The organism is Pseudoalteromonas sp. CuT4-3 (assembly GCF_035666335.1).
GTDB lineage: Bacteria > Pseudomonadota > Gammaproteobacteria > Enterobacterales > Alteromonadaceae > Pseudoalteromonas > Pseudoalteromonas atlantica.
The window spans coordinates 2,884,196-2,903,081 of sequence record NZ_CP142030.1 but is presented as its reverse complement, the minus strand read 5'-3'; the positions used below and the strand labels follow the sequence as shown (position 1 = coordinate 2,903,081).

Sequence of the window (18,886 nt, the reverse complement as noted above, 5' to 3'; positions counted from 1 at the left end):
ATACTTCACTGAGGTTTTTAGTTAACCCCTTTTAACCCATCCTTAACCCTTGCCCTAATACACTGTGTGTAATGATGTAAATTAGGCACAGTTAAATGGTTTATTTTAAAAAGCGCTCAACGGTTTTATTGCTTGCACTTAGCTGCACGCTTGCTGCGTGTAGTAGCCAGCCAAGCTATACAGGTAATAGCACCGAGCAATCGCTAAAGCAGCATGCAAATTGGCAATACACACAAGATGATGCAACCGAGGTAAGTTATATCACTGATTTAGTGAATATAGCGGGGCTTGATTCGCTTATTAACCAAGCCATTGCAAATAACCCTTCATTTAACCAAGTGCATGTGGCGCTAAAACTTGCTTATGCACAGCGCGATGTTACCGCAGCAAGCCAGTGGTTTAGTGTAGATGCCGATTTTGACGCTCAGCGCAACGAAACAACTGGCACACAGTACAGCTCATCACTAGGGGTTAGCTGGGAGGCCGACGTATGGCAAAAAATTGCTGATAACGTAGCCGCGCAAGACATGACCATAGCCAGTAATCAGGCCACTTACCAAGGCGCTAAAGACACCTTAGTAGCCAGCGTGATGCGCACGTATTTAAACATTATTTTGCAGCAAGATTTACTTAACATTGAGCAGCAGCGCTTAACGGTTTTAGAAAATAACGAGCAAAGCATTGTTGAGCGTTACCAATACGGCTTAGGTGATTTAGAAGCCCTTGATACCGCGCGTACAAATACCGCTTCAACCCGAGCCACTATTGCCGATTACCAAGAGCAAATAGCGCAAGCTAAACGTGCTTTAGTATTATTAGTGGGTGTTGATAAACTTGAAAACTTACCTACTACTTCTGTTTTACCTGAGGTTATTGAGCCGCTAAGCGCGCTACCAGAGCAAGATTTAGCGCGTCGCCCCGATTTACAAAGTGCCTATTACAATATTCAATCTAAACGTTATTTAGTGGATGTAGCTTACAAAGATTTACTGCCAAGCATTACGCTTTCGGCATCGCTTAGCGATTTAGCAACTACACCAAGCCAAGCATTATTAACCAGCCCAGTATGGAACTTATTAGGCAGTTTAAGTGCGCCGTTGTTTCAAGGCGGGGCACTTCGTGCGCAAGTTGATATTGCAAAATTAAATGCCGAACAAGCCTTTTGGGAATACCAAGACACGCTACTTAGCACCGTAAACGAAGTAGAAAATGCACTAGGCCAAGAGCAATCATTAACGCAGCAGCTACAAATTAATAAAGCACTTGCCAGTGCTAAGCGCAGTTATAGCAACTACCAAAGCAAATACCAGCAAGGTTTGGTTGATATTTTAGACCTACTCACTGTGCAGCAGCAGGTGTACGACCTACAAGCTCAGCTTAGCCAAATAAATTACACCCTTTTAACTAACCGTATAGATTTAGGCCTTGCCTTGGGCCTTGGAGTATCGTCATGAAAATTTCGCCAGTACCTGTTGTTGTAACTCTTGTTGCCATTGTTTGTATAGGGCTTGCTATTTCATATAACGGCCAAAAAATGGCGCAGCAAGCAAATGGCCCTAAGCCTGAGCCGGCTAAATCTGTGGCACCCAATGTATCGGTTATTAACGCTGTGCCAAGTACGTATCAAGCCTATGTTAGCGGCCACGGTGAGGCTAAAGCACACTGGGCACTTAGCTTAAAAGCACAAGTTAAGGGCGAAATAACGAATATGAGCGAGCAATTTGCTACCGGAAATGTAGTTAAAAAGGGCCAAGTGCTTGCACAAATAGATAACACCGAATACTTACAAGCAGTCGCGAGCGCTAAAGCCACATTAGCAGATGCCAAACTTGCCCTACAAGAAGAGCAAGACTTAGGAAACCAAGCAAAGCGTGAATGGCAGCGCTCGGGCGTAACACAAGCGCCAAGCTCACCTTTAGTATTTAGAACGCTACAGCTAGAAGCCGCCCAAGCAACGGCCGATAACGCCCAATACGCACTCCAAACTGCGCAGCGTGATGAAAAAAACACCCATATAAGTGCGCCGTTTGATGCTGTTATTTTATCGCGCGATGTAGATTTAGGCACTTACGTAAGCATCGGCGATACACTTGCTACATTAAACAGCACCGACAAAGTAGAAATTAGCGTACCGCTTTCATTAAGCCAATGGCAAAACCTGGCAAGCGATAAGTCGGGCGAGGTTATTTTAAGTGATGTAACAACACAGAATCAGTGGCAAGGTTACATTGCTCGTTTTGAGCAGCATCTTGACGATAGCTCTCGCCAGCGCAGTGTAGTGGTTGCGCTAGACAAACCTTTTGAGCAAGCAACACCATTGTTACCAGGTACATTTTTAGCGGTACAAATTGCCGGTAAAGCGCTTAACAACGTAATTAAATTACCCGCCTCAGCAGTATCGCAAGAGGGCTTAATTTGGTACGTAAACGAGCAAAACACGTTAATGAGCATTCAAGCGCAAAAACTATTTGAGCGCGGTGATTACGTTTATATCTCTCCTATTGAAGGGCACACTAATTTACGTGTGGTGGCTCGCCCACTCGTAAGCTACTTAAACGATATGTTAGTAAACCCAATTGTTGAGGAGATGCCATAATGAGCCCGCATCAAACACCGCAATTACCTAATAATACTAACCCTTTGCACGGCATTATTAGCTGGTTTGCTAACAACTCAGTGGCCGCCAATTTATTACTCATTAGCGTAATAGTAATGGGTATAATGTCGCTTTCTACTTTGCGTAAAGAGGCGTTTCCAAGCCTTGAGCCAGATACTATTTCGGTATCGGTGGTTTACGACAGTGGCGATGCCTTACAAGCAGAAGAAGGCATCGCCCTAAAAGTAGAAGAAGCCCTTGAAACCGTACCGGGTATTAAGCGCATTACCTCTACATCCGATGCCAGCGGCAGTCATGTAAGCATTGAGAAAAAAACCGATTACTCGCTTGATGAGCTACTCACCGATGTTAAAAACCAAGTTGATGCCATAAATAACTTTCCGGCAGATGCCGAAGAACCGGTGATCGACAAAGCGCGCAGGCAAGATCACGCATTAACCTTACAATTATTTGGTGATGCCGACCGCCATACGTTGCAAAACCTAGGTGAAAAACTAAAAGCCGATTTATTAGCTAAATCGGGCATTAGCGATGTAGAGCAATCGGGCGTGCTTGACCCTATGATGTCGGTAGAAATCGACGAAGGCAAACTACAAGCCTACGGTTTAACTATTAGCGATGTAAGTGAGGTGATTAACAACGAATCATCGAGCCCGCTTTCTACTAGCTTGCGCGATAGCAATAAAATTATGCGCCTAAAAGCGGCAGACCAAGCTTACTGGCAGCGCGACTTTGCCAATATTGTGTTATTTACAACGCAATCAGGCACACAAATTAAATTAGGTGATGTAGCAACCGTTACCGACACATTCGCAGAAGATACCAACTCACTAAGTCGTTATAACCAACAAAATGCCGTAGGCATTGAAATTTTAATGGATGAAAATAGCGATATAACCACCATAGTTGAGCAAGCACAAAGCGTAATTGATACATGGCACGAGCGCGGCTTATTACCGCAAAATGTAGAGCTTGAAAGCTGGCACGACAAAAGCACCATGATCACCGAGCGCCTATCGCTGCTTACTAAAAATGCCGTAACCGGTATTATTATGGTGTTTGTTATTTTAGCGATATTTTTAAATGTACGCGTTGCGCTATGGGTTGCAGGTGGCTTGCCATTTGTATTTTTTGGCACGCTGTACTTTATGACCGACAGCTACATCGCACTGACCATAAATGAAATGACCACCTTTGGTTTTATTATGGCGCTGGGGATCGTGGTTGACGATGCCGTGGTTGTAGGGGAGAGTATTTACACCACTCGCAAAAAACACGGCGACACCCTTAATAACACGATTTTAGGCACCATGAAAGTGGCTGTCCCCACCATATTTGGGGTATTAACCACGGTAGCTGCGTTTGTTGCGCTTTCGAATGTATCTGGCAATTTAGGTAAAATTTACTCTCAGTTTGCGACCGTAGTGACGATTTGTTTACTGCTTTCGGTTGTTGAATCAAAACTTATTTTACCGTCGCATTTAGCCCACGTAAGTACTAAACGCCAGTTAAAGTCGGGCCTTAGTGGCTTGTGGTCAAAGGTGCAGCACTGCGCCGACAGCGGTCTAACTTGGTTTAGCGATAAAGTGTACCGTCGCGTTATTGAATACTCGTTACGATTTAGATACGCCATTGTTGCTGCATTTGTGGCCTTTTTTATTCTGGTTGTTGGTATGCCTATGACCGGTGCAGTAAAAGTAGGTTTTTTCCCAAGTATTGCCGGCGATACCGTAACCGCTGAGCTTGTTATGCAAAACGATGCAGCGTATGGGCAAACTAATAAAAACTTGTTAGCGCTTGAGCAAAGTGCACTACAAGCCCAGCAAAATTTAATGGATAAGTTTGACTCGCAAGAAAGCGAAATAACGAGCTTACAATTAGTGAGCAGTAGCGATACTAGCGGTACGGTAAGTGTTGAGCTATTAAACGAGGGCGACTTTACAGCAAGCGAATTTGCACAAGAATGGCAGCGCCTTGCCGGTATGCCAGAGGGCAGCAAAAAACTACAAGTATTGGCTACACGTAAAATGGTCGATAACTTTAAAGTAGAATTAAAAGCGTGGGATGACGAAGCCGTAATGGCCGCAGGCGCACTGTTTAAAGAGCGCTTACAAAATACTGCTGGTGTTAATGGCATAGACGATAATTTAAACCCTGGTCAGCCACAGCTTAAATTTACCTTAAATGCACAAGGGCGCGCTTTAGGTATGGATACGGCGAGCCTATCAGAGCAAGTATTACAAGCTTTTGGTGGAGCAATTGTACAGCGTTACCAGCGCGATAAAGACGAAGTAAAAGTACGTGTGCGCTATCCAGAAAACGCCCGTAAAACACCAGCCGATATAATGCAATCGCGTATTAGGTTACCCGATGGCACCGTAGTACCTTTGGTTAACGTAGCCAATATAAGCAGCGAATATCAGCAAGATGAAATAACCCGCATTGATGGACTACGGGCAATTTACTTAAGCGCTCAAGTAGATAAAAACATTGTGGCATCTAATGAATTAGTTGCTAACTTAAGCCGCGACTTAGTGCCTGAGCTTAACGCGCAATTTCCTAACTTAAGTATTCACTTTGCCGGAGAAGCCGAAGAGCAAGACGAAACAACAGGCTCAATGGCCACTATGTTTATAGCCGCGTTATTAGTTATTTACGTATTGCTGGCGATTCCGCTTAAATCGTACATTCAACCTATGTTGATTATGGTGGCGATTCCCTTTGGTATTGTGGGTGCTATTTTAGGCCATTGGTGGAACGACTTAACCATCAGCATACTTTCTTTAAATGGTATTTTGGCGCTCAGTGGGGTGGTTGTAAACGACAGCCTATTATTGGTATCGCGCTTTAACGAGCTGGTAAAAGATGAAGGCATGAGCACGCACAATGCCATTGTAGAGTCGTGCACAAGCCGCCTGCGCGCGGTAATGCTTACCTCAATTACAACCTATGCGGGCTTAGTGCCGTTATTAAGCGAAACCTCAATGCAGGCACAGTTTTTAATTCCTGCTGCGGCATCACTTGGTTATGGTATTCTGTTTGCCACGGTTATTACATTAATCCTTATTCCGGCATTATTAATGATTCAAATAGACATTAAGCGCTTACTTGCCAATGTGTTAGACTTTTTAAGTGGTAAACGCTCCCAAGGAGCTGCCTCTTAATGATAAACGTACTACTGGTTGAAGACGACATAGACCTGGCAACAACAATTGTTGATTACCTCGATATAGAAGACATTGAGTGTGACCATGCAAGCAACGGCGTTTTGGGCTTAAATTTACTGCAAATTAATGATTATCAAATGATTATTTTAGATGTAAACATGCCCAAAATGGACGGCTTAACAATGTGCAAAACATTGCGTGAACAAGGTAAAGATATTCCGGTATTAATGTTGACCGCACGCGATAGCCTCGATAATAAACTTGAGGGCTTTGCCGCCGGTAGCGACGACTATTTAGTAAAACCCTTTGCCATGAAAGAGCTAGTAGCGCGGGTACAAGTGCTGGCAAAGCGCAAAAGTGGTGAGGCAAAACGCCTCACCTTAGCTAATTTAAATTTAGATTTAGCAAAGCGCAGTGCCGATGTAGAGGGGCAAACATTAAAGTTATCGCCCATTGCATTTAAATTGCTAGAAACCTTAGTACGCCATGCGCCGCAGCCTGTTACGCGCAGTAGCATTATGCAAGCTATATGGGGCGAAGAGCAGCCCGACAGCAACAGTTTAAAAGTGCATGTGCATCATTTGCGTAAGCAATTAGAAGCCACCACACACCAAGTTACACTTAAAACCATTCCAAGTGTGGGCTTTGCAATAACAGCAAATGAAGGGCAACCACGATGAAAATAAGGCCTAGTTTAAGTCTCTACTTTTTTGCCAGTATGGTGGTGCTTAGCTCTGCTATGGCCATTGGCTTTTCGTTTTTAAGTGTAAATTACTTTATTGATGGGCTAGATAAAGGCTTAAACGGGGTTATGTTAAAGCTTTCGCAAACCACAGAAGTAAAGCCTGGGGAAACAAAAGAGCTGGTGGGATTTAATATAGCAAGCCGCTGGGAAGACATGCCTGCGTCAATTCAGCAGCGTTTTAAAAAACCAACAGAGGTGGGGTTTTTACATAAAACAAAAGACAGGCCATCGATGTTTTCTATGCCACAAAATTTATTTTTTGTGGTGTATTATCCAAGCCCCGAAGGCGAGCCGCGTTATATATCGCGCATTATGCTCGAAAAAGACAAACCCCAATTGCTCGCTAATATAGAGCCCGAACAACGCATGCTTTGGATTGCCATTACAGGCATTGCTGCCATTGTGTTATTTGCGTTTTTTTTGTTTATGGTAATGAAAAAAATAGCCAAGCCAGTGGAGTCGTTAAGGGGCTGGGCTAAATCGTTAAACCAAACTAATCTGCAGCAAACACCGCCCGATTTTACATATAACGAACTAAACACTTTAGCCACATTAATACGCAGCAGCTTACTTTCGGCAAATGAAAGCGTAGAGCGTGAGCAGCGCTTTTTAAGCTATGCCAGCCACGAGCTGCGTACGCCAATTTCGGTTATTCGCAGTAACGTTGAGCTACTCAATCGGCTGAGCGAAAAAGCCCCGTTAAGTGATAAACGCAGCTTACACTTGAGCGTATAGAGCGCGCCGGTTTAACCATGAGCGATTTAACCGATACGTTATTATGGCTAAGCCGCAACGAAGAGCAGCAAAGTAGTCCAGAACCTGTAAACCTTAGTGATAAAATAACGACCCTGAGTAATGAGCTTAACTACCTGCTTAATGCTAAGCACGTTGAGGTGGTTTTAAACACCCAACAAGAGAGCGTTATTACCACCGATGCTACTGCGTGCCACATTGTACTGACTAATTTAATTCGTAATGCCTACCAACATACCCAATTTGGCCAAGTACACATTACGCAGCAAGGCGGTAAAGTGACTATTGTTAATTGTAGTAAGCAAGACGATGCCCCTAAAGCGAGCTCGCCCTCAGCAAAACACGCCAGCATGGGGTACGGACTAGGCCTGCAATTAAGCGAAAAAATAATAAAACGCCACGGCTGGATTTACGATGTAAACGACATGCCAGGGCGCTATGAAGTGGTGGTCGATTTTAGTTAGTTATTTGGTTAATTAGGTTTAAAAGTGTATTAAAAAGCGGCTTAATTTAGTAGCTCATATCTGATTTTGCAGTTTCGGTTAATTGGTTTGGACATTACCTGATAGACAGCTATGTAAGTTATGTGAAGCTTGGGATAAAGAATTTTTTCACCTCAAAGACCAGCTCATTTAATTATCTTGACGGAAACTCATTTCATATTTTTTCAAAACATCTACCAGGAAAGCTTAAAACTAGGCTCAAATACAGCTGCCATTATATCTAGCCTATAGAGTTATTGTTTCTTATACTCGTTTCTACGATTCATAAGAGAGCTTAAATATGAAAGCGAGTGACGAAATTGATATTACGGGAGACCTAGTTGCTTCTAGTTTTTGCAACGCTAAATTGACCATAAATAAAGATGTAGTAACTATTACACCTAACGTTAGAAGTTATTTGTTTGAATGGGGATTGCATATTTTTTGTTGGACAGTGTGCATATTTATGTCAGCTAAAGTTTGGCAGTTGGAGCCCAACCTTGATTCGAAAACCGATTTCGTTATTGTCGTGTTTACATTGGGGGGACTCTTTAGTTTAGGCACGACCTTGATATGCAGAAGAAGCAGAAGAAGATTTTATTTTGATCTAAATGAAAAAGTGCTAAATGTCGGCAGTTCGAACAATCCGAAAATTAAAGTCGCTTTTGATTCGTTTGAAAAGCTTCTGTTAGTTACGACACGAATATATAGTACTGAGTCGCCACGAACTTATTTTGAGCTAAGCGTTCTAACCAATACCCAGAAAAGAGTCACTTTAATGTGTCATAGCGATTATTACGCAATACAATATGATTCAGATGTACTCGCTGAAATACTGAAACTAGAGGTGGAGAGTTTAGAGGCTTGACACCATCAATAATTATTTTGAACGTAAATAGAAAGGCACTGCGATGGAATTTGCCATGTTAGTGCGACTGTTTTAATCTGATACAAAAGTGCAGCAAACAAGCGAATTACCACGGAAAAAAACAATAATAAATTTGGAAAAACTCAGAATTCAAAAAGCAAATGATCGTTATAGAAACTGCACGGACTACTTTTTGTTTAAGTCGGTTTCTCTTTCGCTAAATACTATACACACCTAAATCATTCTGACCGTCCAATCCTTGTCTGTAGCTGCCTGTCATAAGAAGCTTCAACCCGCGTATAAAAGTGTCAGTTTAGATATGAGCCACTACAGCTTAACGCTGTTAACACCAAGCGACTTTGTCGTATCTTAATTACCAAGCGATTCTGTCGTAATCGCTAATTACCAAGGGAATTTGTCGGTCACTTTTTTACGTGTCTGTTAGTGTTTTGTTTTTGGAATACTAATAAGGCATGTTGAGGATGATTGTGATGGATTCAAAAGCTCAACTCACTGTTGATATTATTGCTAAAGTAGCAGAAAACAGAATAACAATTGGCAATGCAGCAAAGTTACTTAACAAGTCACGACGTACAATTGAACGCTACGTCAAACAATATCAGCAAGTCGGTATTCAATTTGCTATTCATGGTAATCGTGGCAAAGCCCCGCCAAATAAAACACCAGTATCAATTAAAAAAGCCGTGCAAACTCTGATTAAAGAAAAGTATTTCGACTTGAATCTGCTTCACTTAGCTGAGCAGTTAGCAATCAATGAAAACATCGTAGTTAAGCGCGAGACCCTACGAAGTTGGGCGCATGATATCCACCATGTTAAACGCGCTAAACGAAGACGTAGTAATGTTCGCAAACGCAGAGAACGCATGGAAGCTCCGGGGTTAATGATGCAAATGGATGGTAGCCCTCATCGTTGGTTTGGTGATAAAAAGCACTGTTTAGTTATCATGATTGACGATGCTACTAGTGAAGTATACGCCGAGTTCTTTCCTTCAGAAACGACCGTAGGTTGCTTAAAGGTAATGCGAGACTGTATTGAAACCCAAGGTGTGTTTAAAACGCTTTATGTAGACAGAGCTGGTATATTCGGCGGGCCAAAGCGTTGCAACTTCTCTCAAATGCAACGCGCCTGTGAAGAATTAGGTATTGAAATAATTTTTGCTAATTCACCACAAGGTAAGGGGCGTGTTGAGCGTGCGTTTGATACCTTCCAAGACCGACTTGTGCCGGAGCTTAGGTTAAATAATATCAATGATATTGCTGGGGCTAATGCTTACCTTAAACATGTCTTTATTCCTCAATACTGGCAAACTAAAATACAAGTGAAATCGAAACAACGTTCTGAGTTCACACCATTATCAAAACACACCAACCTAGACGATATCTGTGTCATCAAAGATCACCGTAAAATACGTAATGATCATACCTTCAGCTATGACAACAAATTTTACTTGATTGATTCACCGCTCAAATACTCGATTGCCAATCAAAAAATAGAAATTAGAAAAACGAGCAAGAAAGAGTTTACTGCTCACTTCGCTGGACGACAGCTTAAAATATCAGAGGTAAACGAACCAAGTAAACTTGCATCAGAAGACTTGGCTGTACAGAAAAAGCTTGAAGTATTAGCGCTAATTGAGGAGCTTGGAAGTGTCAGTGCAGCCTCACGTCAAAGTGGCGTATCGCGAGATACTATTCACCGTCACTTAAAGCTGGTTAAGCAAGGAGGGGCTGATGCTTTAAAACGTCAAGAGACTCCAAACCTGCGACATAAAAATTGTGTAGATCAAGCGATAGAAGATGCGGTTGTGCAATTCTCAATTGAGCATCCACATCTTGGTCAACAGAAAGTCGCAATGAAGCTGACTGAGTCACTTGGTGTTGATATTAGTGCAGGTGGTGTGCGCAGCATGTGGCTTAGAAATAACTTGAACACTACCGCACTGAGAGTTGAAAGATCGCAAGTGTTACAAGAAACCGCACAAACTGTAGCCCGTTAAATAACTGGCTGGTATGCTATTTACGTCAAAGTCGCTCGGTAATTAGACCGACATAATCCCTTGGTAATCACACCACTACAGCTTAACGCAATGAACGTTAAGCAGCATTTTTATGATTACTATTAGGGCGCATTACATATAATACCAATCCGCAATAATACTTAATCATTTTGAGGGGCTAAAACGTGTCGCTATCAGAGTTAAAAAATTCTCATTTACGACTGTATAGATGCAGAAGGTAGAGCAATGCAGGAGCAATTGCCGAGAACAACTAAATAGCGAATTTTTTGCCTAGCTATCAACACGTTTTTCCATCATCCAAAATAGATCACTTAATTAAGCAGATTGGTATAAATGATTATTCGGCCGCAGCTTGCTTGGTTTTTCTAAACATAAACTCAAGGGGAATGTGTAGGCGCTTTGCCCATGCGTTTTCGGTGTGATCTTCCCCCGGGAAATACTGGCTTTGCCATAGCTTTGCTGGGTATTGTTGCGCCATAAATAAATCATCAATTTGCGCTTGTAGCTTAGGGTACATGGCATCTAAAGTGCTGTCGCCATAATCAAAATACACTTTTTGGTTACTTAGCTTGGCGATGCTGTTGGCAATGTAATTTTTAAACTCGGCAAATACCTCGTCGTCGTGGCTAAAAATACCCGGCCAGTGGGTCGACATACAAATAGCGCCGGCAAATTCGTTAGGGTAATTAAGTAGTGTATACCACGATATAAGCCCACCCATGCTAGAGCCACCAATATAGCGGTGCTGCGCGCCTTTGTTTACGTTGTAGTTAGACTCTATGTAAGGAATAACTTCTTTAACTAAAAAGCGTGAGTAGTTGTCTGAGTACACCTTAGAGGCAAATAATTTGTGGCCTGGGTATTTTTCTAACTGGTATAGGGCGTTTTGCTTTTGTTTGCTCAAGGCCTCAAACGGTTGTTGTGGGTAGTATTCGCTGTGGCGGTTTTCTACGGCGTTTGGAATACCTACCACAATAAATGGGCGTACTTTGCCTTGCTCTATTAATGAGCCGGCTACTTCATCTACGCGCCATTCTTGCTTGTTCCATGTGCTCTTGGCATCAAACAGCATGCGGCCATCGTGCATGTAAAGTACATCGTAGGTGGTGTTTTTGTTGTAACCTGGCGGTAGCCATACATTTAAAAAACGGTTTTTTACAAACTGTGATTCTATATTGTCGATCACTTCAATTTGGCCCTTGCTTACTTGCACGGTGGGCGTGTTTGCATAGCTGGTATGCACTACAAATATTGATAAGCTAAACAGTAAAGCTACTAATTTCATGGTGGCACCTTAGCATACAAAAAGTGCACTATCACAAGCTTGCATTGTTAATTCAATGTGAATACGTATGCACTTGCATTCAAGCTACAAATGCACACGCATACAATTTATAAATCGCTGCGCCAGCCCATGCCCGACTCTTCCATAAGGCGCTCGTATACGCCCTCAATATTAAGTGGCAGCCATGCTTTATATTGCTTTAAATCTGAAAATTCATCGAGCTTAACGTTTTGTTTTATTTGCTCTAGGCTTTGCCCTGCAAGTGCGCCTGCGGTTACTTGGTTGTACAGTTGCTCTATATAACTTAAATAACGTGCAACATCGGTTTTATTACCCATATCGGCATGGCCGCCCACAAAGGTATTAAAGTCGTAATTTAAAACCGCTTGGGTTGAATTAATCATACCTTGAATATCGTAGCTCCATAGTTTTTGCCATGGCATTCTGCCAATAACTATCCAATCGACTACAAATAATGTTTTTTGCTTTTCGAACAGCATACTTACTGAGCCTCGGCCATCGTTAGGGCCGTGGTAGTTAAGTTTTAAGGTTGAGCCGCCAAGGCTAAGTATTAGTTCGTCATCAAAGGTAAGATTAGGCATAACCGTTTTTATTTTCGTGTTTTTAATATCTTGCGCGGTAAGTTTGTGCGCAACAAAGGTTGTGTACGGGCTTTTAAATACCTCTGCGCCGTAAATATGGTCGCTGTGATTATGGCTATATACAACGTATTTAACGGGTACGTTAAAGCGGGTTTTAATTTGCTCCTTTAACCACGTGGCAGCTTTTTTATTAAGTGGGTCGGTAACTATTGCACCTTGTGGAGTGATTAAAAATACCGAGCGGTGTCTGTCGTCAATAAAGCGGTGGAGGCCATCGCCTAAATCTTCAATTTCGTAACTTTGCGCCATAAAACCTGTAAATAGTAGGCTGGTGGCAAGTAGTGTTTGTAATAAGCGAAGCATGCACAATCCTGTTTAATGTTCTAAGGGTCTGTTGACCTTTGCGGATTAAAATTTGTTCAAACTAGGGGCTATTTAATCGCGGCGCGAGGTTTGTAACCTAGTGGGCTCGATAACTGCTCCTGCGTTATTCTAATGACTTACATCCCTGTAAGAATAAGTAAAAGCCGAGCAAAGCTTCCGCGTCCTGCTCACGCCCTTTACCTACATCCATGTAGGCAACAAAGAGTAAATAGCCCCTAGGAAGAACCCTTTGGGCAGCGCCTGTTTGGCATTAATGCTACGTTATCGCCTATTTGTGGGGAACAACCACACTATATAGGCTCTGCCTTGCCTAAATACCAAACAGACAGCTGCAAATTTAACCTTAAAAGATCAACAGACCCTAGCATTAAGTAAGAAAGTGCTAATGAGTATAAAATTTCAGTCAAAGTAAAAGCCATTTTATTTTAAATATAAAATGGCTTTGTTAGGTTGGGTTTAACGCAGGGTGAGCTGCTGGTTTATTTCTTCAAAAATACCGGCGTCGTCTATGGTTGAAGGTATTTGTAGTTCGTCGCCATCGACCAGTTGACGTAAATTTTTGCGTAGTATTTTACCTGAACGAGTTTTTGGTAATCGCTCTACGCTTACTATCGTTTTAAGGCACGCTATAGCGCCTATTTGGTTGCGTACTGTTTGCACAAGCTCTTGCTCTACATCGGTAGGGGAGCCGGTAAAGTCGTTTTTAAGTACGATCATGGCCATCGGTAATTGGCCTTTTAGTGTATCGGTAACCCCAAACACCGCGCACTCTGCAACGGCTGGGTGGGATGCGACTATTTCTTCCATTTCGCCGGTTGAAAGCCTATGGCCTGCTACGTTTATAACATCGTCTGTGCGGCCCATTATAAATAGGTAACCATCGTCATCTATGTAACCACCATCGCCGGAAAGATAATACCCCGGGTACTGAGTTAAATAACCGGTTTTAAAGCGCGCTGTGTTTTTCCAAATGGTGGGTAAGCAACCTGGCGGCAGCGGCAATTTTATAGCCACCACGCCTTGCTCGTTTGGTGCGCATTGCTCGCCTTGCATATTCAATATTTGCACATCAAACCCAGGGGTTGGCACGGTAGAGCTGCCTGGTTTTGTCACTAATTCTTCTATGCCTACGGGGTTACAGGCAATGGCCCAGCCGGTTTCTGTTTGCCACCAGTGGTCGAGTATTGGCAGGTTGGTTTTTTCTTTTAGCCAGTTGTACGTTGGCGGGTCGAGCCGCTCGCCAGCTAAAAATAGTCGTTTTAAACTATTGGTGTTGTACTGCTTAAAGCCCTCTGCATTTGGGTCTTCTTTTTTGATGGCTCTAAACGCAGTGGGCGCTGTAAATAATGCATTTACTTGGTACTGCTCTACTACTCGCCAAAATGCACTGGCATCAGGTGTGCGAACTGGTTTGCCTTCAAACAACACTGTTGTACAGCGATAAATTAGCGGGGCATACACTATATAGGAGTGCCCAACGACCCAGCCTATATCTGAGGCAGCCCAAAACACCTCGCCGGGCTGCATGCCGTAAACGGTTTCCATGCTGTAGTGCATAGCAACACCATGGCCGCCGTTTTCACGCACTACGCCTTTAGGCGTGCCTGTGGTGCCTGAGGTATATAAAATATAAAGAGGATCACGCCCACTTACAGGTACTGGCTCTACTGCAGTGGCTGTTTGCATTGCCTCATCCCAGTTAATATCTCTTGAGGGGATAAGCGTGGCAGCTACTTGTTCGCGCTGGTAAATAACGCAGTGATCTATTTTATGATTGGCAAGATCTATGGCGTGATCAATCAGCGGTTTATATTCTATTACGCTATCTACCTCTACACCGCACGAAGCGCTCAGTATGAGTTTAGGTTTAGCATCGTCTATACGTACGGCGAGTTCATGCGCTGCAAAGCCACCAAATACCACAGAGTGTATAGCGCCTAATCGGGCGCAGGCCAGCATGCCTATTACAGCTTGGGGGATCATGGGCATATAAATAACAACGCGGTCGCCTTTACTAACGCCTAACGATTGCATTACACCGGCAAATTTAGCTACCTCTTGCTGTAGCTGGTAGTAGCTATACTTCTGCTGCGTGTTGGTAACGGGGGAGTCGTAAATAAGCGCGGTTTGCTCGCCAAAACCGGCAATAACGTGTTGGTCGAGCGCTAAAAAGCTGGTGTTTAGTTGGCCATCATCAAACCAATGGTAAAGGCCGTCAGTGTCTTGTGTGTAGGCGTGTTCAGGATTTTTATACCAAGGTAGGCGCTTTGCTTGTTCAAGCCAAAATTGTGCTGGGTTTTGTTTAAAGCTTTCGTATTGTTGTTTATATGGGCCTAACATAATGGGCTCCTAATACTAAATGTGTGTGAGAGACCTTACAAAAGGTAGGCTTTTTTTTAACCGATAGGTATTCGACTATGGTCGGCTAAAAGTTAAACAACACTTTGGGTTTTAAAATACAAAATTGACAATACAAAGCGTGTGGCTCAGCATGGCGAGCAATTAAAATAAGAGAAAACGCAATATGAGTAACGTAGTAAGAGTAGGGGTTGCGGTTATTATAATGCGCCAAAACACTATTTTATTAGGTGAGCGAATAGGGTCGCATGGTGCAAATACATGGGCAACGCCTGGTGGACATTTAGAATTTGGTGAAAGTGTTGAGCAGTGCGCAATACGCGAGGTATTTGAGGAAACAGGGCTAAATGTGAGTAAAATTACTAAGCTTGATTTTACTAACGATATTTTTAGTGCTGAGAATAAACACTACATTACTTTATATGTAAAAGCCGGTTACGAGGGCGGCGAGCCTGTGCTAAACGAGCCAAATAAATGTATGCAGTGGCGCTGGTGCGACATTAATAATTTACCATCGCCACTGTTTACATCACTTAAAAACTACTTAACTACAACAACGCTTACGGTTTAGTTGATGGGCTTAATACTAATTTTTTAAAGCTCACTTGGGCGTAATCACCATTTTGCTTGTCGGTGGCCCAATCGCCCGTGCCTAAACAGCCTGGGTACCAAATGCCTTTAGCGCTTTTGGTGCTACATTGGTTATAAGCACCCGCTTTAAAGTAATGCCAATCGGCAGCATAGCCATTAGGGTGATCTTTTTACATCTACCTTGCCATAGGCATCTACGTTATTGCCTAAGTTAATTGCGTAGTTAACGTCTTTTTTGCCTTGGGCGCTAAAGGTTAAGTACATCATGTTTTTATGCACGTTTACTGTGTAACTAAAGTCTTCGCCAAGCGCTATGCCTGTCGCACCGGGATCGTCCGAGTTTTCCCAGGTATTACCCCACACAGGGTATGTAATGTCGGTTCGGTTAGGATCTTTTTTTGGTAAGTTACGTTCGTAATTCCAAAAAACAGATCCGGTTTTATGGCCAGGCCATTTTTTTAATAAATTTTAAGCGGCTCGTTACCCCAGCCAAAACCCAGTTTTGTATCTATTAAGGCTTGATCTTTACCTGCGTGAATTTGCCCTACCACCACAGAATAAGCGGCTTTTTTATTAGGATCGTTAGCGCGAAGCGCAACATGATCCACCTTTAGGGTGGCTTCCATTTTTCCGCCTACCGAGCCAAAGCGCTCCGATAGCGGGTGAACAGCTAGGGCAAAATTATTCTTTGAATTTTTAGTTTTTATTTTGGTATTAGTGCCGCGGATCATTTGTCTTAGTTCACTGCGGGTATTGGTTGAATTGGCGCTGGTAAGCGCTTTATTTGGCGAGGTAAAGACCATATAACCTTGATCATCAAGGTAGAAAAAATCAGGGTGCGCGTAGGTTTGGATCTCTTCTACGTCTACGGTATCTATTTTTCCATCGTTATTGAGATCTACAGGTACGTTTATTTTCCATTGCGATAAATCAAATTTTGACGCAGGTACTGCGACATTACTATCAACAGGTGTACTTGTGCTGGCACAGCCCATAAATAGCAAAGGGGTAACAGCAGCCAGTGCTGTGAGTTTAAAGGTAGATGTTAGATTTTTCATTGTTGTCTCTGTGTGATGATATTAAAAATGAGCGATATTAACTTCGCTTAACTTTAATCTAGCATACCAATTTAAAATATCAACATTACCAATTTTTTGTTTTCGTAGTTTTTATAGTGCCTTTTTGGTTATACCAAAGTGGTTTTTTGTTGCTGTTGTTTTTTACGTTTTTTATTTAGGTGTTTGCGCTGCGCTTTTTTTACATGCTTAACTATCCACTTTGTCATAAGAGGCATAAGTTCTGGCGCAAAGTTATGGCCCATCCCAGGGACTACTCTTAGTTTGGCTTTTTTTATAAGGCTTGCCGTTTTTTTGCCTGCACTTACGGGTATTACCACATCGTCGCTGCCGTGAATTACTAAAGTAGGCGTTTTAATTTTACGAATTAAATGTTGCCTGTCTTTACTCGCAGCCATAGTAATAAGTTGGCGTTTGTAGCCACTTGGATTATGCGCGCGCTCTACAATTTGCGTTGCATGATGGCGAAGTGCGTCTTCTGATTGAGGGTAAGCGGGGCTGCCAATAAGTTGGTTAAGTTTAATGTTGTAGTTTATTGCCTCATCACGGCTGTATGTTTTGGGCTTTAATTTGGCAAGCTTTATAAATACGCCAATGCTTTTGGCACTCAGCCTTGGCAGGCTAGAGCTTGACATAATAGTTGTTAAACTTAGCACCTTTTTTTTATGTTGAGCTGCAATTAGCTGAGCAATCATACCGCCCATAGAAGCACCTACAAAATGCGCTTTTTTTATTTTAAGCGCCGCCATAAGCGCCAATACATCGTTTGCCATATCATCAAGTAAATAGGGCGTTTGCGTGCGTATGGGCAGGCGTTTACTTAACCACGATTTAAATAAACTCGGGCTAGGGTGGTGCTCTAAATGAGTAGAAAGGCCAGTGTCGCGGTTATCAAAGCGTATAACCCTAAAGCCTTTTTTTACTAAGGTGTAGTAAAGCGAGTCCGGCCACACGGTCATTTGTGCGCCTAAACCCATAATAAGTATGATTGCGGGGGCTTTTTTATCGCCTTCGTCTTGGTAACTGAGTTTTATACCCTGAGGTGTTTTAATTGTTCGCATAGCCAACTAGCAGTGTTTGCGTTGCTAAAATTATAGACCCTGTTTATTACAACTTGTTGGCAGTAGCCGGAAGCGGTAGTTGCCACTTGGTTAAAATAGCCTGATATTCGCCGTTTTCTTTTAGCGTGTTAAGTGCATGGCTAATAGCGCTTGCGGTGTGTTTATCTAGGGTTTTGTTGGCACTAAAATATAATTTTGAAGGGTAGTCGGTTAAATGAATTCGCTTAGTTATTAAATTGGGATTTAGGCCAGAGTGCTTTAGCTCGTTATTTAACGTAAGTGTGTTGGTTAGTACAAAGTCGATGCGTTTTTTATAAAGCATTTGCCACAGTTGCTGATAGTAGCTTACTAGAACTAGGTTTTTGTCTTCGGTAAAACCGGCGTTTTTTAAATAGGTGGCACTTGAATAGCCACGTATTGTGGCCACTTGGTAAAATTTTGCGTGATTAAGGTGGGTAACTTCATCAGTACGGTTTTTTAAGCTAACTAAATAAGCATCGGCAAAGTATGACTCACCTAGCCAGGTGTATTGCCTTGCTCTAATGGGGGTTTTTAAAAGAGACAACGCAATTGCATTTGGGTTGTTTTTAAGCATTGTAAAAATACGCGCCATAGGAATTATTTCAAACTTGGCGGATAGCTTTGTGTGTTTAATGGTGGCTTTGGCTAAGTCAACTAATGCGCCGGCGGGTTCGTTATTTTCATTTATAAAATGATAAGGCGGGAGATCTTCTGCTACAAAGGTAATGGTCTGTGCGTTGCACATGGCGCTATAAAGCATAAACACACAAATACTTAATACTACACGCACAAATATAACCTATATTTTTAATTATTATGCGCTCTAGTTTAAAGAGT

14 protein-coding genes and 1 pseudogene are annotated in these 18,886 nt (G+C 42.5%); 9 read left to right on the top strand and 6 right to left on the bottom strand.

All coding sequences use genetic code 11. From position 1 onward, the window contains the following. Positions 1 to 95: 95 nt before the first annotated feature. The 8 genes from VOI46_RS13370 (at position 96) to VOI46_RS13335 (ending at position 10,650) form a co-directional block, all read left to right on the top strand. Positions 96 to 1,454, top strand: coding sequence for a TolC family protein (locus VOI46_RS13370; protein WP_004588878.1), 1,359 nt, complete (start codon positions 96 to 98; stop codon positions 1,452 to 1,454). Beyond that, positions 1,451 to 2,596: an efflux RND transporter periplasmic adaptor subunit gene (locus VOI46_RS13365; RefSeq protein WP_004588879.1), complete on the top strand. Its 1,146-nt coding sequence runs from the start codon at positions 1,451 to 1,453 to the stop codon at positions 2,594 to 2,596. The genes VOI46_RS13370 and VOI46_RS13365 overlap by 4 nt, the downstream gene beginning before the upstream one ends. Next, positions 2,596 to 5,781: an efflux RND transporter permease subunit gene (locus VOI46_RS13360; protein ID WP_324738061.1), complete on the top strand. Its 3,186-nt coding sequence runs from the start codon at positions 2,596 to 2,598 to the stop codon at positions 5,779 to 5,781. The genes VOI46_RS13365 and VOI46_RS13360 overlap by 1 nt, the downstream gene beginning before the upstream one ends. Then, positions 5,781 to 6,464 carry a response regulator transcription factor gene (locus tag VOI46_RS13355; RefSeq protein ID WP_004588881.1) on the top strand — a complete coding sequence of 228 codons (684 nt, stop codon included), beginning with the start codon at positions 5,781 to 5,783 and terminating at the stop codon, positions 6,462 to 6,464. The genes VOI46_RS13360 and VOI46_RS13355 overlap by 1 nt, the downstream gene beginning before the upstream one ends. Beyond that, positions 6,461 to 7,264: a histidine kinase dimerization/phospho-acceptor domain-containing protein gene (locus VOI46_RS13350; protein ID WP_232424010.1), complete on the top strand. Its 804-nt coding sequence runs from the start codon at positions 6,461 to 6,463 to the stop codon at positions 7,262 to 7,264. Before VOI46_RS13355 ends, VOI46_RS13350 begins: the two co-directional genes overlap by 4 nt. Before the next feature lie 17 nt (positions 7,265 to 7,281). Then, complete coding sequence (locus VOI46_RS13345) at positions 7,282 to 7,746, top strand: HAMP domain-containing sensor histidine kinase (protein ID WP_232424011.1); 465 nt, start codon at positions 7,282 to 7,284, stop codon at positions 7,744 to 7,746. Positions 7,747 to 8,065: 319 nt separating this feature from the next. Then, positions 8,066 to 8,632 carry a hypothetical protein gene (locus tag VOI46_RS13340; protein ID WP_004588882.1) on the top strand — a complete coding sequence of 189 codons (567 nt, stop codon included), beginning with the start codon at positions 8,066 to 8,068 and terminating at the stop codon, positions 8,630 to 8,632. A gap of 482 nt (positions 8,633 to 9,114) precedes the next feature. Next, entirely contained in the window at positions 9,115 to 10,650 is a 1,536-nt protein-coding gene (locus VOI46_RS13335) for an ISNCY family transposase (protein WP_039972460.1), read from the top strand. A gap of 358 nt (positions 10,651 to 11,008) precedes the next feature. On the opposite strand, the gene VOI46_RS13330 is transcribed toward VOI46_RS13335, so the two are convergent. The 3 genes from VOI46_RS13330 to VOI46_RS13320 form a co-directional block, all read right to left on the bottom strand. Continuing rightward, entirely contained in the window at positions 11,009 to 11,956 is a 948-nt protein-coding gene (locus VOI46_RS13330) for an alpha/beta fold hydrolase (protein WP_004589687.1), read from the bottom strand. 107 nt (positions 11,957 to 12,063) lie between these two features. Beyond that, entirely contained in the window at positions 12,064 to 12,921 is an 858-nt protein-coding gene (locus tag VOI46_RS13325) for an MBL fold metallo-hydrolase (RefSeq protein WP_004589686.1), read from the bottom strand. 477 nt (positions 12,922 to 13,398) lie between these two features. Then, on the bottom strand, positions 13,399 to 15,282 hold the full coding sequence (locus VOI46_RS13320) for an AMP-binding protein (protein ID WP_004586049.1): 1,884 nt from the start codon (positions 15,280 to 15,282) through the stop codon (positions 13,399 to 13,401). 184 nt (positions 15,283 to 15,466) lie between these two features. Between VOI46_RS13320 and VOI46_RS13315 the strand changes: the two genes are divergently transcribed. Continuing rightward, the gene (locus VOI46_RS13315; RefSeq protein WP_004586050.1) at positions 15,467 to 15,871 is read left to right on the top strand and encodes an NUDIX hydrolase; all 405 of its coding nucleotides are present in this window, start codon (positions 15,467 to 15,469) and stop codon (positions 15,869 to 15,871) included. Here the strand turns inward: VOI46_RS13315 and VOI46_RS13310 are convergent. The 3 genes and pseudogenes from VOI46_RS13310 to VOI46_RS13300 form a co-directional block, all read right to left on the bottom strand. Further along, a pseudogene (locus VOI46_RS13310) lies at positions 15,861 to 16,949 on the bottom strand (polysaccharide lyase family 7 protein). The gene VOI46_RS13315 and the pseudogene VOI46_RS13310 overlap by 11 nt on opposite strands. 128 nt (positions 16,950 to 17,077) lie before the next feature. Further along, positions 17,078 to 18,028, bottom strand: a complete 951-nt coding sequence (locus VOI46_RS13305) for an alpha/beta hydrolase (protein WP_324738060.1) — start codon at positions 18,026 to 18,028, stop codon at positions 17,078 to 17,080. Positions 18,029 to 18,074: 46 nt separating this feature from the next. Continuing rightward, positions 18,075 to 18,845, bottom strand: coding sequence for a transporter substrate-binding domain-containing protein (locus tag VOI46_RS13300; protein ID WP_039972110.1), 771 nt, complete (start codon positions 18,843 to 18,845; stop codon positions 18,075 to 18,077). Positions 18,846 to 18,886: the final 41 nt, after the last annotated feature.

What these genes read in the sequence shown, in the direction of transcription:
- VOI46_RS13345 (WP_232424011.1), top strand. Translation starts at nt 7,282, where the DNA reads ATGAGCGATTTAACCGATACGTTATTATGGCTAAGCCGCAACGAAGAG.
- VOI46_RS13325 (WP_004589686.1), bottom strand. Translation starts at nt 12,921, where the DNA reads ATGCTTCGCTTATTACAAACACTACTTGCCACCAGCCTACTATTTACA.
- VOI46_RS13350 (WP_232424010.1), top strand. Translation starts at nt 6,461, where the DNA reads ATGAAAATAAGGCCTAGTTTAAGTCTCTACTTTTTTGCCAGTATGGTG.
- VOI46_RS13315 (WP_004586050.1), top strand. Translation starts at nt 15,467, where the DNA reads ATGAGTAACGTAGTAAGAGTAGGGGTTGCGGTTATTATAATGCGCCAA.
- VOI46_RS13365 (WP_004588879.1), top strand. Translation starts at nt 1,451, where the DNA reads ATGAAAATTTCGCCAGTACCTGTTGTTGTAACTCTTGTTGCCATTGTT.
- VOI46_RS13360 (WP_324738061.1), top strand. Translation starts at nt 2,596, where the DNA reads ATGAGCCCGCATCAAACACCGCAATTACCTAATAATACTAACCCTTTG.
- VOI46_RS13370 (WP_004588878.1), top strand. Translation starts at nt 96, where the DNA reads ATGGTTTATTTTAAAAAGCGCTCAACGGTTTTATTGCTTGCACTTAGC.
- VOI46_RS13340 (WP_004588882.1), top strand. Translation starts at nt 8,066, where the DNA reads ATGAAAGCGAGTGACGAAATTGATATTACGGGAGACCTAGTTGCTTCT.
- VOI46_RS13320 (WP_004586049.1), bottom strand. Translation starts at nt 15,282, where the DNA reads ATGTTAGGCCCATATAAACAACAATACGAAAGCTTTAAACAAAACCCA.
- VOI46_RS13355 (WP_004588881.1), top strand. Translation starts at nt 5,781, where the DNA reads ATGATAAACGTACTACTGGTTGAAGACGACATAGACCTGGCAACAACA.
- VOI46_RS13305 (WP_324738060.1), bottom strand. Translation starts at nt 18,028, where the DNA reads ATGCGAACAATTAAAACACCTCAGGGTATAAAACTCAGTTACCAAGAC.
- VOI46_RS13330 (WP_004589687.1), bottom strand. Translation starts at nt 11,956, where the DNA reads ATGAAATTAGTAGCTTTACTGTTTAGCTTATCAATATTTGTAGTGCAT.
- VOI46_RS13335 (WP_039972460.1), top strand. Translation starts at nt 9,115, where the DNA reads ATGATTGTGATGGATTCAAAAGCTCAACTCACTGTTGATATTATTGCT.